Origin of the sequence: Micromonospora sp. HK10, assembly GCF_000982955.1 — a bacterium.
Classification (GTDB): Bacteria; Actinomycetota; Actinomycetes; order Mycobacteriales; family Micromonosporaceae; genus Micromonospora.
On record NZ_KQ058835.1, the window covers coordinates 1 to 17,176 of the forward strand.

A 17,176-nucleotide genomic window follows, 5' to 3' on the forward strand; every position below is an offset into this window, starting at 1 on the left:
CGGCCCCGCCCTGCTGGTTGACTCCGCGCCAGGCGCCGCCCGCGGTGGATGACCACGCGGCCGGCCCTGGTGCTTGACCCCGCGCCGAGCCCCGCCCGCCGTGGATGACCACGCGGCCGGCCCCGGCCTCGGCGGAGGGCACCGCGGCGGGGCCCCGGCGGGGCGTACCTCGGCAAGCTGGCCGGTGCCGCGCGGTGGGTGACTTATGGTGGGGCCGGGGCGGCCGACGCGCCCCCGTTGGGAACCGAAAGGCCGTCACGTCTGCCGCCGAGGATGGGCCATGACAGAGCGAACACCCGCCCGGGGCGGGACGCCCACCGCGCCGGCGGCGGATGCCCGCCGCGCGAGCCGTCCCTGAGATGGACTGGGCCGGATGGGGCCTGTTCGGGCTGGTCGCCACCGCCGCGCTCACCGCGGCGTTGATCAGCGCCCAGCTGGCCGGCCTCACCCGCCTCGACTTCCCCCTGGTCCTCGGGACGATCTTCACCGCGGATCCCGACCGGGCCCGGGTCGTCGGATTCTTCCTGCACCTCGCCGCCGGGCAGGGCTTCGCCCTCGGGTACGCGGCCACGTTCGCCCTGCTGCACCGGGCCGCCTGGTGGATCGGTGGGCTGCTCGGGCTGCTGCATGTCGGGATCGCGCTGACCGTGCTGCTGCCGCTGCTGCCGGGGGTGCACCCCCGGATGGCCTCGCAGCGGGCGGGCCTGGGCCGCACCGCCGTGCTGGAGCCGCCCGGCCTGCTCGGCCTCAACTACGGCGTGCAGACCCCCACCGTCGCGGTCGCCGTGCACGCCGTCTACGGCATCGTCCTCGGGCTGCTCCTCCAGCCCGGCTGAGCCCCGGTCGTGACATGCCACGGAGCATCCCCGATGACCGTTGAATCCGGCCCGGCGTCCCGGCGACCCCCCGCGCCGCTGCGCGACTACGGGCTGCTGGCCGACACCCGCACCGCCGCTCTGGTCGCCGCCGACGGCGGCATCGACTGGTTCTGCGTGCCCCGCTTCGACGGAGAGCCGCTCTTCGGCCGGCTGGTCGGCGGCCCGGACGCCGGCACGTTCCGGGTCGGCCCGGCCGGAACCGCCACGGTCGTCGCACGCCGCTACCGCGAGCACACCGCCACCCTGGAGACCACCTGGGCGGTCGGCGGCGGCCGGCTCACCCTCACCGAGGGCATGGTGACCGAGGTCAGCGGCCGCCTGCTGCCGACGACCCTGCTGGTGCGCCGGCTCTCCGCCGAGCAGGCCGCGGTCGACGTCGCCGTGGAATTCGACCCCCGCCTCGGCGCACGGCACGCCCGGCCCCGGGTGCTGCACCGCCGAGCGGGTCTGGTCTGCGCCTGGGGCCCGGTCGCCATCGCGCTGAACAGCGCCCCCGCGCTCGCCGTCGAGCCCGGCCGGGTCACCGTGACCACCATCCAACCCGGCCGGCCGGTCACCCTCGTGCTGTCCGTGGCGCACGGCGAGCCGCTGATCCACGTGCCGCCGGACGCCGCCTGGGAGCAGCTGCTCGACGACGAGCACCGCTGGCGGGACTGGACCGCAGAGATCGACCCGGCACTGCCGTTCCGCGAGCACGTGGTACGGAGCCTGCTGACCATCCGGCTGCTCACCTACTCGCCCTGCCAGGCGCCGGTGGCCGCACCCACCACGTCACTACCGGAGGACCCCGGCGGGATCCGGAACTGGGACTACCGCTACGTCTGGCCCCGCGACGCCAGCATCGGCGTCAGCGCCTTCCTCGCCGTCGGCAAGTCCCGCGAGGCCCGTGGCTTCCTCGCCTGGCTGCTGCACGCCAGCCGGTTGCAGCGCCCCCGGCTGCCGGCACTGCTCACCCTGCACGGCCGTCCGGTGCCGGCGGAACGGGACCTGCCCGGCTGGCCCGGCTACCTCGGCAGCGTCCCGGTGCGGATCGGCAACGGCGCGGCCCACCAGCACCAGCTCGACGGCTACGGCTGGGTGGTCGACGCCGCGTGGGCGTTCGCGCAGTCCGGCCACCGCCTCGACCGGGAGACCTGGCGGGCGGTGCGCGGCTTCGCCGACGTGGTCACCCGCTGCTGGCCCCAGCCCGACGCCGGCATCTGGGAGGTCCGCGAACCGGCCCAGCACGTCCACTCCAAACTCATGGGCTGGCTCGCCCTGGACCGCGCGCTGCGCATCGCCGACACCCACCCGCTGCCGGACCGGCAGCGCCGCCGCTGGCGGGCGGCCCGGGACGCCATCGCCGCCGAGGTACGCAGCCGCGGCTTCGACGCCACCGCCGGCTGCTACGTCCGCAGCTACGGCTCTCCACACCTCGACGCGGCCCTGCTCGTCCTGCCGCTGCTCGACCTGGACGACGCCGACTCGCCCCGGGTGCGCGGCACCGTCGACGCCGTCCGCGAACGGCTCTCGGCCGGCGGCCCGCTGCTCTACCGCTATCCGCCCGGCAGCGACGGCTTCCCCGGCACCGAGGGCGCGTTCCTGCCCTGCTCGTTCTGGCTCGTGCAGGCCCTGGCCCGCACCGGCCGCCGCGCCGAGGCGGTCGAGCTGTTCGAGACTTTGCTCGGCTACGCCGGCCCGCTCGGCCTCTACCCTGAGGAGGTGGACCCGGCGACGGGGGAGTACCGCGGCAACTATCCGCAGACGTTGACCCACGCCGCGCTCGTGCAGGCCGCCCTCGCCATCCGGGACGCCCCAGCGCCGCCACCCTGAGCCCTGCCCGCCCTTCGGGCAGCGCTCTGTGGATGCGCCGGCTGAGCCGGCGAGCAAACCGCCCGCCGGCTCAGCCGGGTTCGGCCCTTCCGGTGACGGCGGCGTCATACCTCGTCTCGACCGGGCGGCTCACCCGGATCAGCGCGGCCAGGTAGTCGCGCGTCTCCGGATCGGTGGAGTAGAGGATGGTGCCGCGCATGCCCCGGGTCATCAGCACCTTGTAGGTGTTGCGGATCAGCCGGTCCGCCTCGACGTCGGTCAGCGCCTTGCGGCTGCGGAAGTTAGGGTCCTTCGATTCCGCTCGCCGCGTGACGAGCTGGCCGTCGCGGACTACCAGGTCCGGGCCGATGATGACGCCCGACCACTCGTATTCGAAGCCCTGCGCGGTGTAGACGCAGCCGACCTGGCCGAACCCGTTCGGGTCGGTCGCCCAGAAGGCGCTGCCCGGCGCCTCTCCGACACTACGGTCGCTCTTGACGTTCCACGGCCGGGTCCAGTCGCCGATCCGCACGTCCGGCACCAGCGAGTCGTCTGGTCCCGGATCGCTCCACGGCCAGCAATAGCCTGCCGACATGCGCGCCGTCTCGCCGGCGTGCTGCTTCCGGGCCAGGAATGTCTCCATCTCCTCGGGCGATCCGGCGACGCGCAGGTCGAACCGGCCGTCGCCGGCCCAGACCGACGGTTCACCGCCGTCGAGGCCGAGCAGGTCGAGGACCCATTCCTCGTACGCCTCGCTGCCGCCGCAGCGGAACTGGTCGTGCAGCGACACCACCTCCACCTCGAGATCGAGCTGCTTCGCGTACGCGGAGATCACGTCGACGCTGCCCAGCTCGCCCGGCTTCACGACCTGATGCTCGTCGAGAAGGAAGACCGGTACCCGAGCGGCGGCGATCAGCTCGTCGATCTGCGATCGGGCGCGTTCGCGCTTCGCCTTGGGGGTGAAGCGGTTGACCGACGTTTCCCGGATCCGGTGTGCCTCGTCGCAGATCAGCACGTCGAGGCCGTTCCGCTCGGCGGTCATGAAACTGTTGAAGTAGCCGAACAGGTTCTTGAGGCGGGTCGAGCCCTTGCCTGCGTACCGGCGGAGGGTCTGGGTGAACGAGCGGGAGCCGGTGGCGTGCATGACGGAGCGCTGCTGCCGGGCCAGTTCCCCGAGCACCGACAGGGCGATGACGCTCTTGCCGCTGCCCGGACCGCCGGAGACCACCACGACCGACTTGCGGTCCGCGCTGCGCGCCCGCTCGACCGCGTGCAACACCAACTCGTACGCCAGGCGTTGCTCGTCGAGCAACGTGAAGTGGGCCCGCTCCTTGAGTTCGACCGCGGCGTACGACAGCAGGTGCTTGCTCGGTCGGACGGAGCTGGTGAGGAAGCGATCCGCGGCGGCCGCCCCCGGGGCGGGGGCCAGGTGGGTCCGGAGGTAGTCGAGGAACTGCCCGCGGCGCTGCTTGGTGAAAATTCGGCTCTGCTCGGTTGGCCGTCGCACGAAAAGGTCGTTCACGTCCCGGTCGACGGCGTTGTGCAGGTAGGCGGCACCGACGACAGGGCTGCGCCGGTGGGCGAGCACGCCGAGGAAGTCGGTCAGGTACTCGCAGTAGTCTCCGACCTGAACACCGGGATGTAGGCGCGGGCCCCGGGCGTGCTCGACCAGCACCAGCCGGTCGGACCCTTCGTAGGACTCGGCCTGCGACCACTGCTTCAGCTCGACCACCACGTAGGAGTCGTCGGTGGTTTTCGGATGCACGCCGGCGAGCACCACGTCGATCCGCTTGCTGGTCAGCGGCAACTGGTACTCGACCAGCATCTCCACCTGGCCCAGGCCGGCGTCGACCAAGTCCTGGCCGAGCACCGTGAGACTGCGCTCCCATGCCCGACGTTCGGCGGCGCTCACGTTGTGGCCGATCTGTTCCGCGATCCGATCAGAGAGTGTGCCGCTGGTGGCGCAGCGGAGCAGACCATCGGCGGAGGTACGGAACGCTGACAACACTTGCCCCCGGGCAGCACGAAATGATCGTGCGCATGGGGGGCGTGTCCGGACATGGCCGGAAGCCCGTCGTTACGCGCGTGTACGGCTGGACTTTAGCGAAGAGATCAACTGATCGCACGCCCCGTCACCGCTTGGTGGCGGAGCCTTTGGCCTGCTCGACCGGGTAGCGGACGGCCACCTCCGCCAACTTGGTGACGGCTGACTCCACGAGGTCGATGCCGAGGACGTCCGCGAGCCGGGTCAGGTAGATCATGACGTCGGCGATCTCGGCCCGGATCCGTGCGCCCGCCTCGGGGTCGTCCATCACCGCCGCCGACTGCGCGGGTGTCAACCACTGCAATTCGGCCAGCAGTTCGCCGACCTCGCCGGCCAGCGCCATGGCGAGGTTCTTCGGCGTGTGGAACTGCTGCCAGTCCCGTTCCTCGGCGAAGGCCCGCACCCGGGCCGTCAGGTCGTCCACCGGGCGAGTCTTGCACGCGCGGCCACGACGATCACTGCACTCTGCCCGCCGCTTCGGCCTTGGTCACCGATCGCACTCCGGCGCTGATGTCCTTGACCGGGATGACCGCGTCGACCAGCGCTCGGAGTGCGAACTCGGTCGGCTGCTCGGAGAACAACACCACCTTGCCCTGCCCTACGGCGTAGCCGACCTCGATGCACACGCTGACGCCGGCATATCCGCCGTTGGCCACCACGAAGATCGCGTCCGACCTCGCAATCTTCGCGAGGAACTCACGCGTGAGCCGGATCTTGTCCGGCTCCTCGACCCGCACATGCTCTTCGTTGAAGTCGTAGCGTGGGGTGTAGACCGTCATGCCCAGGTCGCGGAACGCTGCCTCAGCATGCTGGACTGTGTCGTAGAACTTGGAGCTGCTGCATATGGTGACTGCCTCGATCTCCGGCATCGATCCTCCGCGTGCGCCGTCGGTATCGGTGTTCACGTGAGCTCTACCAGACCTTGCTGAGGACTGCTTATCAGGATCGATCGGTCTAGACGCGACGGATCCTGTCGGGAGTCACGGCGACGCTGCTGACCGTGCGCCCGTCCTCGTCGGTGAACTCGATCTCGTACGCGAGTTCCGGTCGGTGGAAGACGTGCACGATCGTACCGACCGCCCCGGCCGGGGGATTCTCCTCTGGCAGCGCCTCTTTGAGCTCGACCAGGTCGTACGGGTCCAACGGTCATCCTTGTTTCGGTGGGAAGGAGATAGTGACCAGGCGAGGAGTGGAGGAACCTTCCTCGAGTATCCAGGCGGTGCGGACCAGCTGAGTGGTTGGCGCTGGTCAGGAGGTCCGAAGCGCTTCTGAGGACCTCGGATGGCAGCGTTGCAGGCCGAGGCTGGTGGGGTTGCGGCGAAGTGCACGTTTCTGGCAAGATCCCCTTCAATCTCTTGCGGAGAGGATGTCGAATGATTCGTCGTTTCACCGCACTGGCTGTGACGGCCCTGACTCTGGCCTTGATGACCGCGGTACCTGCTTCCGCGGCAACGTCTTTTGCTACGTGCAGCACGGGGCACATCTGGTCGAAAGCCTACAACAACATACCTGTTTGGACCGATACGACAATCTTTGCTGACGTGATGGGCTATTACCAAAGGGCCCAATCGGCAGATTGTCAAGGGAGCGTAGTCACCGGCGCCCGCTATAACGGATGCGGGGCGACCAACGCCAATGCCTGGATCAAGATATGGTTCGGGTGGCCCCCATATGGTTATGGGTACACGTACGCGACCTGCTGGGAGGACACATAAGCCTCCGCTGGCACCGCCCCATGCCCGACATGCACTGCGGACAGCTGGACAGCTCCCCTGAGGGGGTCGGGGCGGTCATTGATTAATGATCATCCACCAGGCCCTGCCGGGAAGGCTTGTGAGGACCGGTCCGTCCAGATGCGGCGAATCCTGTCGGGATCAGGGCAACGCTGGTGACGATGCGCCCGTCGTTGTCGGTGAACTCTGGTTTCGTAAGCGAGTTCCGGCCGGTGGAACACATGCACGATCGTGCCGACCACCCCGGTCGGACGGTCTTCCTCCGGCAGAGCCTCATTGAGTTCGACGAGGGCGTACAGGCCCAACGGTCAACCTCGCATTGGCCGGAAGGCAATAGTTGCGGGCGGGCGTAGCTGGCCTTCTTCGAGTATCCACGGTACGGACCGCGTCGGTCGGCCACCGAGAAAACGGCGTATTTTCGGCGACTCGGGAACGGCGTACGACTGGCGAGGCCGGTCGGGTGCGCGATCCAGACGACGTCGATGTGAAAGGTCCCGCTATGGCGGGGCATGCAGGAGAAGTGCGGCTGTCGCCGTACCGGTGCCCGTAGTGTCGTCTGGCGAGGACAACACGGCGGTCCCGGAGGAGGCCGATGGCAGCGGAAGGCGACGACGGTGTGGCGGCCCCGGTGCAGCGGCCCCCGGGGCGGCCGGCGTTCCTGGAACTCTTCTTCGACCTGGTCTACGTATTCGCGCTGGTTTCCCTGGTCAAGATGCTCGCCGCCGAGCTGAGCTGGACCGGCGTCGCGGAGGCGCTGGTCCTGCTGCTCGCGTTCACCCTGGTCTGGGCGCTGACCACGTGGGCCGCCGACACCCTGGACCTGGCCCGGCCCACGGTCCAGGTGCAGTTCATCGGGGTGGCGGCCGCCAGCCTGCTGCTGGCCGCCGCGGCGCCCGACGCGTACGACGGGCGCGGCCTGCTCTTCGCAGGCACCTACCTGACCGTCCACCTCGGGTCGAGCGCCTACTACCTCCTGCTCCGGCGGGATGCGGCCGAGCCGCGCCGCAGCGGCCGGATCGTTTTCTGGTACGCCATCGCGGCGGTCGGCTGGATCGGTGGCGGGCTGGTCGCCGGCCCCACCCGGCTGTTGATCTGGGCGGTGACGGTCGCCGTGGAGTACGGTGCCGCCTCGTTCGGCTGGCCGGTGCCGAGGCTGGGGCGGTCGCAGCCGCAGGAGTGGCAGCTGGTCGGCGAGCGGGTGGCCGAACGGTACCGGCAGTTCGTCATCGTCGCGCTCGGCGCGGCCATCTTCGTGATCGGAACGACCTTCAGCCTGAGCGAGTACACGATCGACCAGGCCTGGGCGCTCCTGGTGATGTTCACGATCGTGGTGTTGGCCTGGCGGATCTACATCTACCGGGCCGGCGAGCTGTTGACCGACGCCATCGCGCGGTCGACGAACCCGGCGCTGCTCACCCAGTCCGCCGCGGTCACCCACCTGATCATGGTGGCCGGCATCGCCGGCATGGCGGTCACCAGCCAGCTCGTCGTGATGCGTCCCTTCGGGGAAACCCCGCCCTCCTGGGTTGCCGTCACCCTCGGCGGACCGGCGATGTTCCTGGTGGGTCGCGGCGTGCTGGACTACACGGTGTTCGGTCGGATCTCCCGGTCCCGGCTGGCCGGGTTGGTGCTGCTGGCCGCCGTGGCACCGGCCGCGCACCTGCTGCCGCCGGTCGCGGTCGCGCTGCTCGCCATGAGCGTCCTGGCCCTGATCGCCGCGGCGAACCTGGTGAGCACCCACCTGCACGCCCGGATCCCGATGCCGCCGGCGCTCCGGTGACCCTCAGCCGGTCGCCACGGTGACCCGGGCCGGCCGGGCGTGCGCGGGCAGCGTCTCCCAGACCAGGATGAGCAGCAGGACCAGGTTCGCCACGATCAGGACGGCCAGCGGCGGCAGCAGCGCCATCGCGGGCGCGATGGCGCACAACACCACGATGCCCAGTGCCCGGGGCCAGAGGACCCGGCCGGTCAGTACGGCGTCGAAGAGCAGGCTCCCGAGCAGGAACAGGACCGGCCCGCCGACGATCGCGGCGACCCAGGCGGCCGGTGCCGCGCCGAACGGCCGGTCGGCGACCAGCGAGACGCTGGTCGACACCACCAGCACCCCGGCCACCATCACCAGATGACTGTACGAGGTGGAGGTGCCGGGCCGTACCCGCTCCACCACCTTGACGGCGGGCGGCGCCAGGAACTGCCGTACCCGGTGGAAGTAGAGCTGGAACAGCACGACCGCGCTGGCGAACCCGACGGCGCTCGCGGCCACCCGGCCGGCCTGGAAGCCGCTGCCGGCCAGCCCCATGCCGGCGCTCAGGATCAGCTCGCCGAGGGCGATCAAGAAGATTTCCCGGTGCCGCTCGGACAGGTGAGAGCCGGTGAAGATCTGGCTGGCCAGTTCGGTGCGGCCGAGCTTCGGCGTCGGCCAGCCGATCCGGGCCGACCCGAGGTCGACCACCACCGCGACCGACCAGAGCAGCAGCCGGGCCGTTCCGTGTACGAACACCCCGGCCACCCACGGCACCGCCGTGACGCCGAACCAGAAGAAGACCCGGATGCTCCTGGCCTGGACCGTGCGGTTCACCCGGGTACCCGGGATGAGGACGGCGTCCCGGACGAGATGGATGCCGAAGTACGCCCCGACCAGAAGCCAGCCGTAGTCGCCGAAGGCGCGCGGCACCGCGATCGCCATCAGCAGGGTGCCGAACATGACCGCCAGGACGGTGGCCTGGATGATCGACAGCCGGGGGTTGAACAGGTCGGTGAGCCACGCGGTCAGTACCCACACCCACCAGGCGGCCATCAGCAGCACGGCGGTCTGGGCGGCGCCCCGGACGGTGAGGTCCTCCGCCAGCCCCACCGAGAGCCGGGAGAGCATGAAGATGTAGACCAGGTCGAAGAAGAGCTCCAGGAACGTCGGATACTGGGGCTCGCCGCGCCCGCGCAGGATCCGGGGTAGCGGGCTGGACGTCACCGCGTCTGCCTCCTCTGGCACGCCGCACCGGGGGAGCGGAGGCGCGGGCAGCCTGGCGCTCCCCGCCAACCTACAAGAGCGGAGTCAGCGGCGAGCCGAAACGACCGAAGCGGGGCGGTGGCACCAGCAGCCCGGTGGTCTCCCGCCGCAGCAGCCCGGTGGCTACCCGTCCCCGCTGACGTCAGGCGAGCGGACGACCGGCGAGCTGGCCGGTACCCGTGGCAACCGTGAAGGCGGCCCAGGCGGCTGCGGGAAAGGTGAGCACCGGCCCAACCCGGTCCTTGGAGTCGCGAACGGCGACGACGCCGGGAAGGTTGGTGGCGACCTCGACGCAGTCGCCGCCGTTGTCGCCGCTGCGGGTGCTCTTGCGCCAGATGGCGCCGGTCAGATCAGTCATGCCGCAACTCCCCGGCGATCCGCTTGATCATGTCCCTCGATTCTGCCTCACTCAACGCGAGAGCCTCTACACCGTTCCAGGTGCTCTCGTAGGCCGCGAGTTCGTCGGGCTTGTCAAGGTAGAGCGCCCCGGTCAGCGACTCGCTGTAGACGACGGACGGTTCAGGTGCCGCACGGCCGCCTCTGGTAGCCGGAAAGTCGAGAATGACGAAGGATCCGGCTACTGCCCCGGGATGTGGCCCGGCCGCGAGGGGAACCACGCGCACCGACACGTTGGACATCTCGGAGGCTTCGAGCAGGTAGCTGAGCTGCCCGGTCATCACGCCCAGTCCGCCAACAGGTCGACGGAGCACAGCCTCCGACAGCGCGACCTCCAGCCGTGGCGGCTTCGGCAGGCGGCGAGTCAGCAGCCCCTGACGCTGCATCCGCACCTCGACGGCTCGCTCCCGGTCCTCGGCACTGAGCCGGCTACCCGGGTGGTACAGCCCCAGCGCGTACCGCCGAGTCTGGAGTAGCCCTGGGATCAGCGATTCGTCGTAGCGGCGCAGGTGGGCGGCGGCGGATTCCAGGCCGACGTACAGTTCGAACCAGCTCGGCACCGCGTCTCCGTACGCGTGCCACCAGCCCTTCGACTTCGTCTCGGTGGCCAGCCCTTTCATCGCCTCGGTCAGCTCGGCCGAGACCCCGTACAGCTCGCACATGGCCTTGACGTCGAGCACCCGGACCGGGCCGAGGCCGCTCTCGATGCGCCAGATCTTCTGCCGGCTGTATTCCAGCGCCTCGGCGGCGGCGTCGAGGGTCACGCCGGCCTCGGTGCGGTACTGGCGCAGCAGCCGGCCGAGCTGCCGGCGCGGCACGGTCGATCCGATGTCCTCGGCCACCCGAACACTCCCTGATTCCGTCCTGCAACACTGCGTAACGTCGCCTTGCAACCTTTACCGGTTGCAGTAAAGAAAGTCAATGACCTGAGCGAAAAATCTGATGTGGAACGTTGCGCCGAGGCTCCGCAGTGTCACAAGCTGACTACAGGAGCCGTGCTGCCGTACCGCTGCTGAGCTGCGGTGGCAGGGCCGGGTGGGTCCGCGCGTGCGGGGAGGGCGGGCGGCCCCACCCATCCACATCCGACGCAGAGGAAGGCCAGCGGCATGATGGTCCGCAACCAGCGACCGGCCCGGGGGAGCGGAGCGACCTACCGCTCCGGCGCGTACACCAGTCTGCTGCCGTGGCAGGTGCGGGAGCGCCGCTTCCCGCCGGTGGGGCTCGGCCGCCGGGGCCTCGACCCCGGCGAGGTCTATGCCTTCCTCGACCGGGTTGCCGGCGACCTGGCCGCCGTCCACGCCGCGCTGGCCGCCAGCCGCCGGGAGACCGCGGTCATCAAGGACGCGCTGCGCCGCTGGCAGTCCGACCAGTCCCGCGCCCGCGACGCCCGGGGACACCAGCGGTGAGTGCGCGGTACGTCATCCATGTGCCGATCGTCGCCGCCGACCTGCCCGCCGCGCAGCGCCTGGCCCGGGTGGTCGGCCGCTGGCTGCTGGTGCTGCCGCAGACCGAGCCGGGCGGGATCACGGTCTCGGCCGAGGACGACCAGAACGTACGCCACTGGGTCTTCTGCGACGGGCTGCTGCCCGGCGGCCGGCGCTGCCTGCTCCGCACCGACCACGATGGCCCGTGCGCCCGCCGGCTGCGCCGCTGACGTCTCGTGCCCCGGGGCGCGTGACAAGTGCTTCGTCTGAGAGCGCTCTCGGGTCTATCGTTCAGTCCATCTCGGCGCGGGGGCGCACGTGATGGAGAGTGTGGGCTGCGATGGACAAGGTCAAGCCGACTATCGAGGACGTCGCACGTGCCGCCGGGGTGTCCCGGGCGTCGGCATCCCGCGTGATCAATGATGCGCCGGGCACGTCCGACCTGGTGCGGGCGCGGGTCCACGCCGCGGTGGCCGAGCTGGGCTATCGGCCGAACGAGGTGGCCCGTGCGCTGGCCTCGGGGCGTCAGCGGGCGGTGGATGTCGTCGCGGTGACCTGTGGCCGCCCGACCGGGTGGTTGGGCACGGATCCGTACTTCAGTCGGATCCTGGCCGGCGTCATGCCGGTGCTCGACGGCGTCAACGCGCAACTGCGGCTGCACACGATCGACCGCGAGCGGGCCGCCGAAGCGATCGAGACCATCGCCAGGAACGCCACGCTCGGGGCGGTTCTCGCCGACACCACACCCGATCTGGCGACGCGGTTCTACCGGCGGTGCCGTCGGATCGTGTCGATGGTGCCCACCGCCGCGGTGGTTCCCGCGATGCTGGCCGACAACATCGACGGTGTGATCGCCGCCGTCGACGAGCTGCACCGGCTGGGCCGCCGACGGATCGTCGCCATCCACGGCCCCGCCGTCAATCCCTGCGCCACCGACCGGCGTACCGGTTTCCGCCGCGCCGTGCGCCACCTCGGCCTGGTGGAGGTGAGCGCGGACGGCGACTTCCAGCGCGACGGCGGCTACCGGGCCGCGCGGCGGCTGCTCGACCAGGACCCGGAGATCGACGCCATGTTCGTCGCCAACGACCTGATGGCGGCGGGAGCCGTGCAGGCGATCACCGCCACCGGTCGTCGTATCCCCGACGATGTGAGCGTCATCGGCTTCGACGACAGCATCGCCGCCGTGTGCGCCAACCCCCAGTTGACCACGATGCGGCTCCCGGTCGAGGACATGGCGGCAGCGGCCGCCCGCCTGCTGCTGAACGGCACGCCGGCACCGGGTCACCGGCAGCGGTTTCCGGTCGACCTGGTCAGGCGGGACAGCACGCCGCACTGAACGGGCCCGGGAGACGGCAGCCGGGCAGTCCCGGCGATAACGACATGAAATAGACGAGTCCACATAAACTGATACGCTGCTCCCTCCTTACCCCTGGAGGAGAGACACCGAAGTGAAGAAGCTATCAAGCGTCGCGTCCGCGCTGGTCCTCGCCATCGGGATCGCGGTCGTTCCGGCGGCGTCCGCCGCCGCGGCGACGGACCGGAGCGGGGCGGAACGGCTGAACATCCCGAACAGCAGCGCGTGCAAGGCGGGCCGCACCGTCATGCAGGGCATGGTGGCCGGGCCGGGCGGGCAGCTCTACATCGTCTTCACCAAGGCGGCCGGCGCGGAGCCCGTGCTGTCCCGGTGGCTGCGCGACGGCTCCACCTGGGACGGCGCCAGCTGGGTGTGCGCCGGGGCGCCGACCTCCATCCCCACCCTCGGCCACGGCAACGACCTCGCCTACCACGCGAACTACCTGGGCCAGGGCCCGGCGCTGATCGCCACCCAGGGCAGCCAGTCGGCGTATCTGAGCGACAAGGTGACGATCGTCCGGCTGGCCGCGGACGGATCCATCGGTGCCGCCAGCGAGGTGCGGCTGCCGATCGGCAACATCAGCGGCTTCTGCTACAGCGCGACGGCCGCCGGCGGCGCCGGCAAGTACGCTGCCCGGCGGCTGGGCAGCCTGTGGACCCATCCCGGCGCCGGTGCGCTCACCAGTGGCTGGACCCTGGTGAAGAGCAACCTGACCAGTCACGACAATCGTTCCGACCAGGGCATCGACTGCTCCGAGAACTACATCTGGAACACCAAGTCCATCAACACCTCGACGCCCGACACCGGCTGGAACTGGATCTACCAGTACAACTGGTCCGGCGGCGATGTGGAGAGCGACATCGGCGTGCCGGGCAACAACCTGACCGACGAGATCGAGGACGTCACCCACGTGGGGAGCGAGTTCTTCGTCGGCATCAACCGCAACGACGGGCTGGCCGACTCGGTGAAGGTGCTCACCGAATAGGTTCCCGCGGCGGGGCGGGTGGTCGTCAGTGGGGCGACCGGATCGCGGGCCAGTCGGCGACGTCGCACTGGCCGTACGCGTTGTCGCCGGCGGCGACCACCGTCCCGTCCGCCCGTAGTCCGAGCGTGTGGGCGGATCCGGCCGCCACCGCGACGATCGCCCGCCAGCCCGCGACCTCGCACTGGCCGGCGTCGTTGCCGCCGACGGCCAGGACCCGGCCGGCCGCGGTGACTCCCACGGTGTGGTAGCTCCCGGCCGCCACCGCCACGACATCCCGCCAGCCGCCGACGTCGCAGGCGCCCGCCGATCGCTCCCCGACGGCGGACACCCGCCCGTCGGCGCCGAGACCGACCGTGTGCAGGTAGCCGGCGGCAACGGCGGTGACGTCACGCCAGGAGTCCACCGCGCACTGCCCGCGGCGGTTGTTCCCCACGGCGACGGCGGTCCCGTCGGCCCGGACGCCCACCGAATGCCAGTCCCCGCACGCCAACCCGACCACCTCCCGCCACCGGCCCACGTCGCACGCGCCCTCGTGCCGCCGTCCCGCGGCCCGCACGGTGCCGTCAGCCACCAGCCCCAGGGTGCGGCGCCAGCCCGCGGCGACCACCGTGACGTCCCGCCAGGACGCCACGTCACACTGCCCGTCGCCGTTCCAGCCCGTGGCCAGCACCCGGCCGTCCGCGCGCAGGCCGACGCTGTGCGACCGCCCGGTGTTCGGCGCCGGGTGCACGTTCCCCGCCGCCACGGCGACCACCTCGGCCCAGTCCTCGACCCGGCACTCACCCGAGGTGCCGGTGCCGGCCGCGACCACGGTGCCGTCGGCGCGCAGCCCCACCGAGTGGCGGCGTCCGGCGGCGATGACCGGACCGCTCATGGGCACAGCATGACGGATCAGCCTCCGGCGAGCCGGGTTTGTAGTCGGGCCCGGCAGGCCGGCCATTCCGAGGCGATGATGGAGTACATCGCGGAGTCCCGGAGCCGGCCCTCCTCATTCGGGGCCCAGGACCGCGACCAGCAGCGCAGTACGCCCTCGAACTGCGCTCCCACGCCCTCGATCGCCGCCCGGGAGCGCGTGTTGCGCGCGTCGGTCTTGAGATCGACCCGGGCCACCCGCCATTGCTCGAACGCGTGGGCGAACAGCAGGAACTTGGCCTCGGTGTTCAGCCCGCTGCCCTGGGCCGACGCGGCCAGCCAGGTGAAGCCGACCTCGACCGCGCACAACTCGTCGCGGTCCGGCCACCGCCGCGGGTCCCAGTAGGCGGTCGCCCCCACCGCGCGTCCGGACGCCTTGGCTATCTGCGCGTACGGCAGCAGACTCCCGGCCGCGGCCCGGGCCAGTTGGGCATCGATGTAGTCGTTCACCTCGCCCGCGGTGGGCACCCAGGTGAAGCGGTACGAGGTCCGGTCCTCCTCGGCGGCGAGGGCAAGGTCCGCGGCGTGTCTGTGCTCCAGCGGCTCCAGCCGGACACGTGCACCGTCGAGCAGCGGTGCGCTCAGGCTCGGTGGGAATGGCAGGGGAACGCTCCGTCCGCGACTTGCCGGGCACACCCTGTGCCGGGCCGGGTCCTCACCCGGAGCACCCCACCCGCGTAGGAGGGTTGCCGGCCAGCAAGCCGGGGCTTCGCGCTGGCACTCATGACCTGGCGTCACCGTAGCGAGGGTTGCCGGGCCGCCGCAATCCACCTTCCCACGTCCCGGAAACCGGTGGTGCTGGCGGAGTCGCCCAGCGAGCTCTGTCGTCGCCGACGGGTCGCCGCGCACCTGCCCGCCGCGCCGCGCCGGGCCCGGGTGCCGGCCGCCGACCGCTCGTCCGGCCGCAGTCCGGAGGTCTTGCGGAGCAGTTCGTATACAACATACGCTCCCCGAATCGCCCACTCGAGGAGCTCCCAATGACGAACCTCAGTGACCCGAGCCTGCGAAGGCTCTCTCCCTTACGGGCAGCTGTGGCGGCGCTCGCCGTCGCCTGCACCGTCGTAGCCTGCTCGCCGGTGTCGAACGACGAGGGCGGCGCCAAGTCCGGCGAGGACCAGGCGGCAGGACAGGACAACTTCGGCACGCCGGCCGACCCGGCCGCCGTGAAGAAGGGCGGCAAGCTGGTCATCGCCCTCTCCGCGGAGCCCGACGCGCTGGACCCGACGCTGTCGCGCAGCCTCTACTCGCGCTACGTCTTCCAGGCCATCTGCCAGAAGCTCTACGACGTCAACGAGCAGGCCCAGGTCGTACCGCAGCTGGCCACCGCCCTGCCGAGCACCAGCAGCGACGGCAGGACGGTCACCATCCCGCTGCGCCAGGGCGCGCGGTTCGCCGACGGGACGCCGTTCGACTCCGCCGCCGTCAAGGCCACCCTGCAACGGCACCTGACCAACGCCCGCTCCGCGCGCAAGAGCGAACTCGGTCCCGTCGAGACCGTCGACACGCCCGACGCCAACACCGTCGTGATCCACCTGAAGCAGCCGTTCGCGCCGCTGGTCGGGGCGTTGGCGGACCGGGCCGGCATGATCATGAGCCCGAAGGCGCTGCAGAGCCTCGGCGACAACTTCGCCAACGCGCCGGTCTGCGTCGGCCCGTTCAAGTTCGCCAAGCGGGTGCCGCAGAACTCCATCGACGTGGTGCGCGACCCGAACTTCTACGACGCCAGCAAGGTCAATTTCGACGCCATCTCCTGGCACATCCTCAGCGACGCGAGCATCCGGGCGGCCAACCTGCGCTCCGGCGACGCGCAGGTCGCCGACAGCATCTCCACCCAGGACTACGCCGCGTTGCGCGGCGACTCCTCGCTCACCGTGCTCCAGTCCCAGTCGCTGGGCTACCAGGGGCTCACCTTCAACATCGGCAACGTCGACGGCGTCGGCACCCCGCCGAAGCCGATCAACCGGCCGATCGCGCAGAACGCCAAGGTCCGGCAGGCCTTCGAGTACGCCCTCGACCGCAAGGCACTGGTCCAGGCCGTCTTCAACGGACTCTTCGCCCCCGCCTGCTCGCCGATCTCGCCGGCCAGCCCGTTCTCCTCCGAGCAGGCGCAGACGTGCGTCCCGCACGATCCCGCCAAGGCCAAGCAACTGCTGTCCGAGGCCGGCGCCCAGACGCCGTACCCGGTGGCCATGCTCATCTCCAACACGCCCGACTCGCTGCGCCTCGCGCAGGCGTTGCAGGCCATGGTCAAGGACGGCGGATTCGACCTGAAGATCAACCCGGTGGAGTACTCCTCGCTCCTCGACGAGCAGGACCGCGGCAACTTCGAGCTGCTGCAACTGGGCTGGAGCGGACGGATCGACCCGGACGCCAACATCACCAACTTCGTCGGCACCGGCGGCAGCCAGAATGTCTCCGGCTACAGCAACCCGCAGCTCGACACCGTGCTCACCCAGGCCCGGCAGTCCAACGACCTCGAGGAGCGCAAGAAGCTCTACGGGCAGGCGGTGGCGATCCTGCAGCAGGACGACGCGCTGATCTACCTCTACCGGCAGCGGAACCTGACCGCCGTCTCCCAGAAGATCCAGGGCCTGCAGGTCTTCCCCGACGGCGTGATCCGGGCGGCCTTCGCCGGGTTCACCAAGTAGGTCC

17 protein-coding genes and 1 riboswitch are annotated in these 17,176 nt (G+C 70.7%); of the genes, 8 read left to right on the forward strand and 9 right to left on the reverse strand.

Translation table 11 applies throughout. The features are described 5' to 3' along the window. Positions 1-359 precede the first annotated feature (359 nt). Both LQ51_RS18515 and LQ51_RS18520 read left to right on the forward strand, forming a co-directional pair. The gene (locus LQ51_RS18515) at positions 360-836 is read left to right on the forward strand and encodes a hypothetical protein (protein WP_052744955.1); all 477 of its coding nucleotides are present in this window, start codon (positions 360-362) and stop codon (positions 834-836) included. Positions 837-869: 33 nt separating this feature from the next. Further along, a complete protein-coding gene (locus LQ51_RS18520) occupies positions 870-2,690 on the forward strand; it encodes a glycoside hydrolase family 15 protein (protein ID WP_046567444.1) in 1,821 nt (606 codons plus the stop codon). Positions 2,691-2,760: 70 nt separating this feature from the next. On the opposite strand, the gene LQ51_RS18525 is transcribed toward LQ51_RS18520, so the two are convergent. From LQ51_RS18525 to LQ51_RS18540, 4 genes are all read right to left on the reverse strand, one after another. Continuing rightward, positions 2,761-4,539 carry a DUF2075 domain-containing protein gene (locus LQ51_RS18525; protein ID WP_231605794.1) on the reverse strand — a complete coding sequence of 593 codons (1,779 nt, stop codon included), beginning with the start codon at positions 4,537-4,539 and terminating at the stop codon, positions 2,761-2,763. A 262-nt stretch (positions 4,540-4,801) separates the two neighbouring features. After that, complete coding sequence (locus LQ51_RS18530) at positions 4,802-5,137, reverse strand: nucleotide pyrophosphohydrolase (protein ID WP_046567445.1); 336 nt, start codon at positions 5,135-5,137, stop codon at positions 4,802-4,804. 31 nt (positions 5,138-5,168) lie between these two features. Continuing rightward, positions 5,169-5,582 carry a TIR domain-containing protein gene (locus tag LQ51_RS18535; protein ID WP_046567446.1) on the reverse strand — a complete coding sequence of 138 codons (414 nt, stop codon included), beginning with the start codon at positions 5,580-5,582 and terminating at the stop codon, positions 5,169-5,171. Positions 5,583-5,667: 85 nt separating this feature from the next. Continuing rightward, positions 5,668-5,856: a DUF4926 domain-containing protein gene (locus tag LQ51_RS18540; protein WP_046567447.1), complete on the reverse strand. Its 189-nt coding sequence runs from the start codon at positions 5,854-5,856 to the stop codon at positions 5,668-5,670. Between the two features lie 1,182 nt (positions 5,857-7,038). Here LQ51_RS18540 and LQ51_RS18545 point away from each other — a divergent pair. Then, positions 7,039-8,226 (forward strand): low temperature requirement protein A, encoded by a 1,188-nt coding sequence (locus tag LQ51_RS18545; RefSeq protein WP_046567448.1) that lies wholly within the window; start codon positions 7,039-7,041, stop codon positions 8,224-8,226. 3 nt (positions 8,227-8,229) lie between these two features. On the opposite strand, the gene LQ51_RS18550 is transcribed toward LQ51_RS18545, so the two are convergent. From LQ51_RS18550 to LQ51_RS18560, 3 genes are all read right to left on the reverse strand, one after another. Further along, positions 8,230-9,414: a low temperature requirement protein A gene (locus LQ51_RS18550; protein WP_046567450.1), complete on the reverse strand. Its 1,185-nt coding sequence runs from the start codon at positions 9,412-9,414 to the stop codon at positions 8,230-8,232. 181 nt (positions 9,415-9,595) lie between these two features. Then, the gene (locus LQ51_RS18555; protein ID WP_046567452.1) at positions 9,596-9,811 is read right to left on the reverse strand and encodes a DUF397 domain-containing protein; all 216 of its coding nucleotides are present in this window, start codon (positions 9,809-9,811) and stop codon (positions 9,596-9,598) included. After that, complete coding sequence (locus LQ51_RS18560; RefSeq protein WP_046567454.1) at positions 9,804-10,691, reverse strand: helix-turn-helix domain-containing protein; 888 nt, start codon at positions 10,689-10,691, stop codon at positions 9,804-9,806. Before LQ51_RS18560 ends, LQ51_RS18555 begins: the two co-directional genes overlap by 8 nt. A gap of 264 nt (positions 10,692-10,955) precedes the next feature. On the opposite strand from LQ51_RS18560, the gene LQ51_RS18565 reads away from it, so the two are divergent. The 4 genes from LQ51_RS18565 to LQ51_RS18585 all read left to right on the forward strand — a co-directional run bounded on the left by LQ51_RS18565 (position 10,956) and on the right by LQ51_RS18585 (position 13,612). Then, positions 10,956-11,255, forward strand: a complete 300-nt coding sequence (locus LQ51_RS18565; RefSeq protein ID WP_046567456.1) for a DivIVA domain-containing protein — start codon at positions 10,956-10,958, stop codon at positions 11,253-11,255. Beyond that, positions 11,252-11,503, forward strand: a complete 252-nt coding sequence (locus LQ51_RS18570; RefSeq protein WP_046567457.1) for a hypothetical protein — start codon at positions 11,252-11,254, stop codon at positions 11,501-11,503. Before LQ51_RS18565 ends, LQ51_RS18570 begins: the two co-directional genes overlap by 4 nt. A 110-nt stretch (positions 11,504-11,613) precedes the next feature. Continuing rightward, positions 11,614-12,609, forward strand: coding sequence for a LacI family DNA-binding transcriptional regulator (locus LQ51_RS18575; protein ID WP_046567458.1), 996 nt, complete (start codon positions 11,614-11,616; stop codon positions 12,607-12,609). 112 nt (positions 12,610-12,721) lie between these two features. Continuing rightward, positions 12,722-13,612 (forward strand): hypothetical protein, encoded by an 891-nt coding sequence (locus LQ51_RS18585; protein ID WP_156313139.1) that lies wholly within the window; start codon positions 12,722-12,724, stop codon positions 13,610-13,612. Positions 13,613-13,637: 25 nt separating this feature from the next. Here the strand turns inward: LQ51_RS18585 and LQ51_RS18590 are convergent, their stop codons facing one another. Then, positions 13,638-14,486, reverse strand: coding sequence for an RCC1 domain-containing protein (locus LQ51_RS18590; RefSeq protein ID WP_046567464.1), 849 nt, complete (start codon positions 14,484-14,486; stop codon positions 13,638-13,640). A 17-nt stretch (positions 14,487-14,503) separates the two neighbouring features. After that, positions 14,504-15,160, reverse strand: a complete 657-nt coding sequence (locus LQ51_RS18595) for a GNAT family N-acetyltransferase (protein ID WP_197087826.1) — start codon at positions 15,158-15,160, stop codon at positions 14,504-14,506. After that, positions 15,139-15,253: riboswitch (SAM riboswitch) on the reverse strand. Its footprint overlaps the gene before it by 22 nt. Positions 15,254-15,600: 347 nt before the next feature. On the opposite strand from LQ51_RS18595, the gene LQ51_RS18600 reads away from it, so the two are divergent. Next, positions 15,601-17,172, forward strand: coding sequence for an ABC transporter substrate-binding protein (locus LQ51_RS18600; protein WP_046567489.1), 1,572 nt, complete (start codon positions 15,601-15,603; stop codon positions 17,170-17,172). The last annotated feature ends 4 nt before the right edge of the window (positions 17,173-17,176 follow it).

Excerpts from the sequence above, each read along its gene's own strand:
- LQ51_RS18515 (WP_052744955.1), top strand. The coding sequence starts at position 360 with ATGGACTGGGCCGGATGGGGCCTGTTCGGGCTGGTCGCCACCGCCGCG.
- LQ51_RS18520 (WP_046567444.1), top strand. The coding sequence starts at position 870 with ATGACCGTTGAATCCGGCCCGGCGTCCCGGCGACCCCCCGCGCCGCTG.
- LQ51_RS18535 (WP_046567446.1), bottom strand. The coding sequence starts at position 5,582 with ATGCCGGAGATCGAGGCAGTCACCATATGCAGCAGCTCCAAGTTCTAC.
- LQ51_RS18545 (WP_046567448.1), top strand. The coding sequence starts at position 7,039 with ATGGCAGCGGAAGGCGACGACGGTGTGGCGGCCCCGGTGCAGCGGCCC.
- LQ51_RS18555 (WP_046567452.1), bottom strand. The coding sequence starts at position 9,811 with ATGACTGATCTGACCGGCGCCATCTGGCGCAAGAGCACCCGCAGCGGC.
- LQ51_RS18565 (WP_046567456.1), top strand. The coding sequence starts at position 10,956 with ATGATGGTCCGCAACCAGCGACCGGCCCGGGGGAGCGGAGCGACCTAC.
- LQ51_RS18575 (WP_046567458.1), top strand. The coding sequence starts at position 11,614 with ATGGACAAGGTCAAGCCGACTATCGAGGACGTCGCACGTGCCGCCGGG.
- LQ51_RS18590 (WP_046567464.1), bottom strand. The coding sequence starts at position 14,486 with ATGAGCGGTCCGGTCATCGCCGCCGGACGCCGCCACTCGGTGGGGCTG.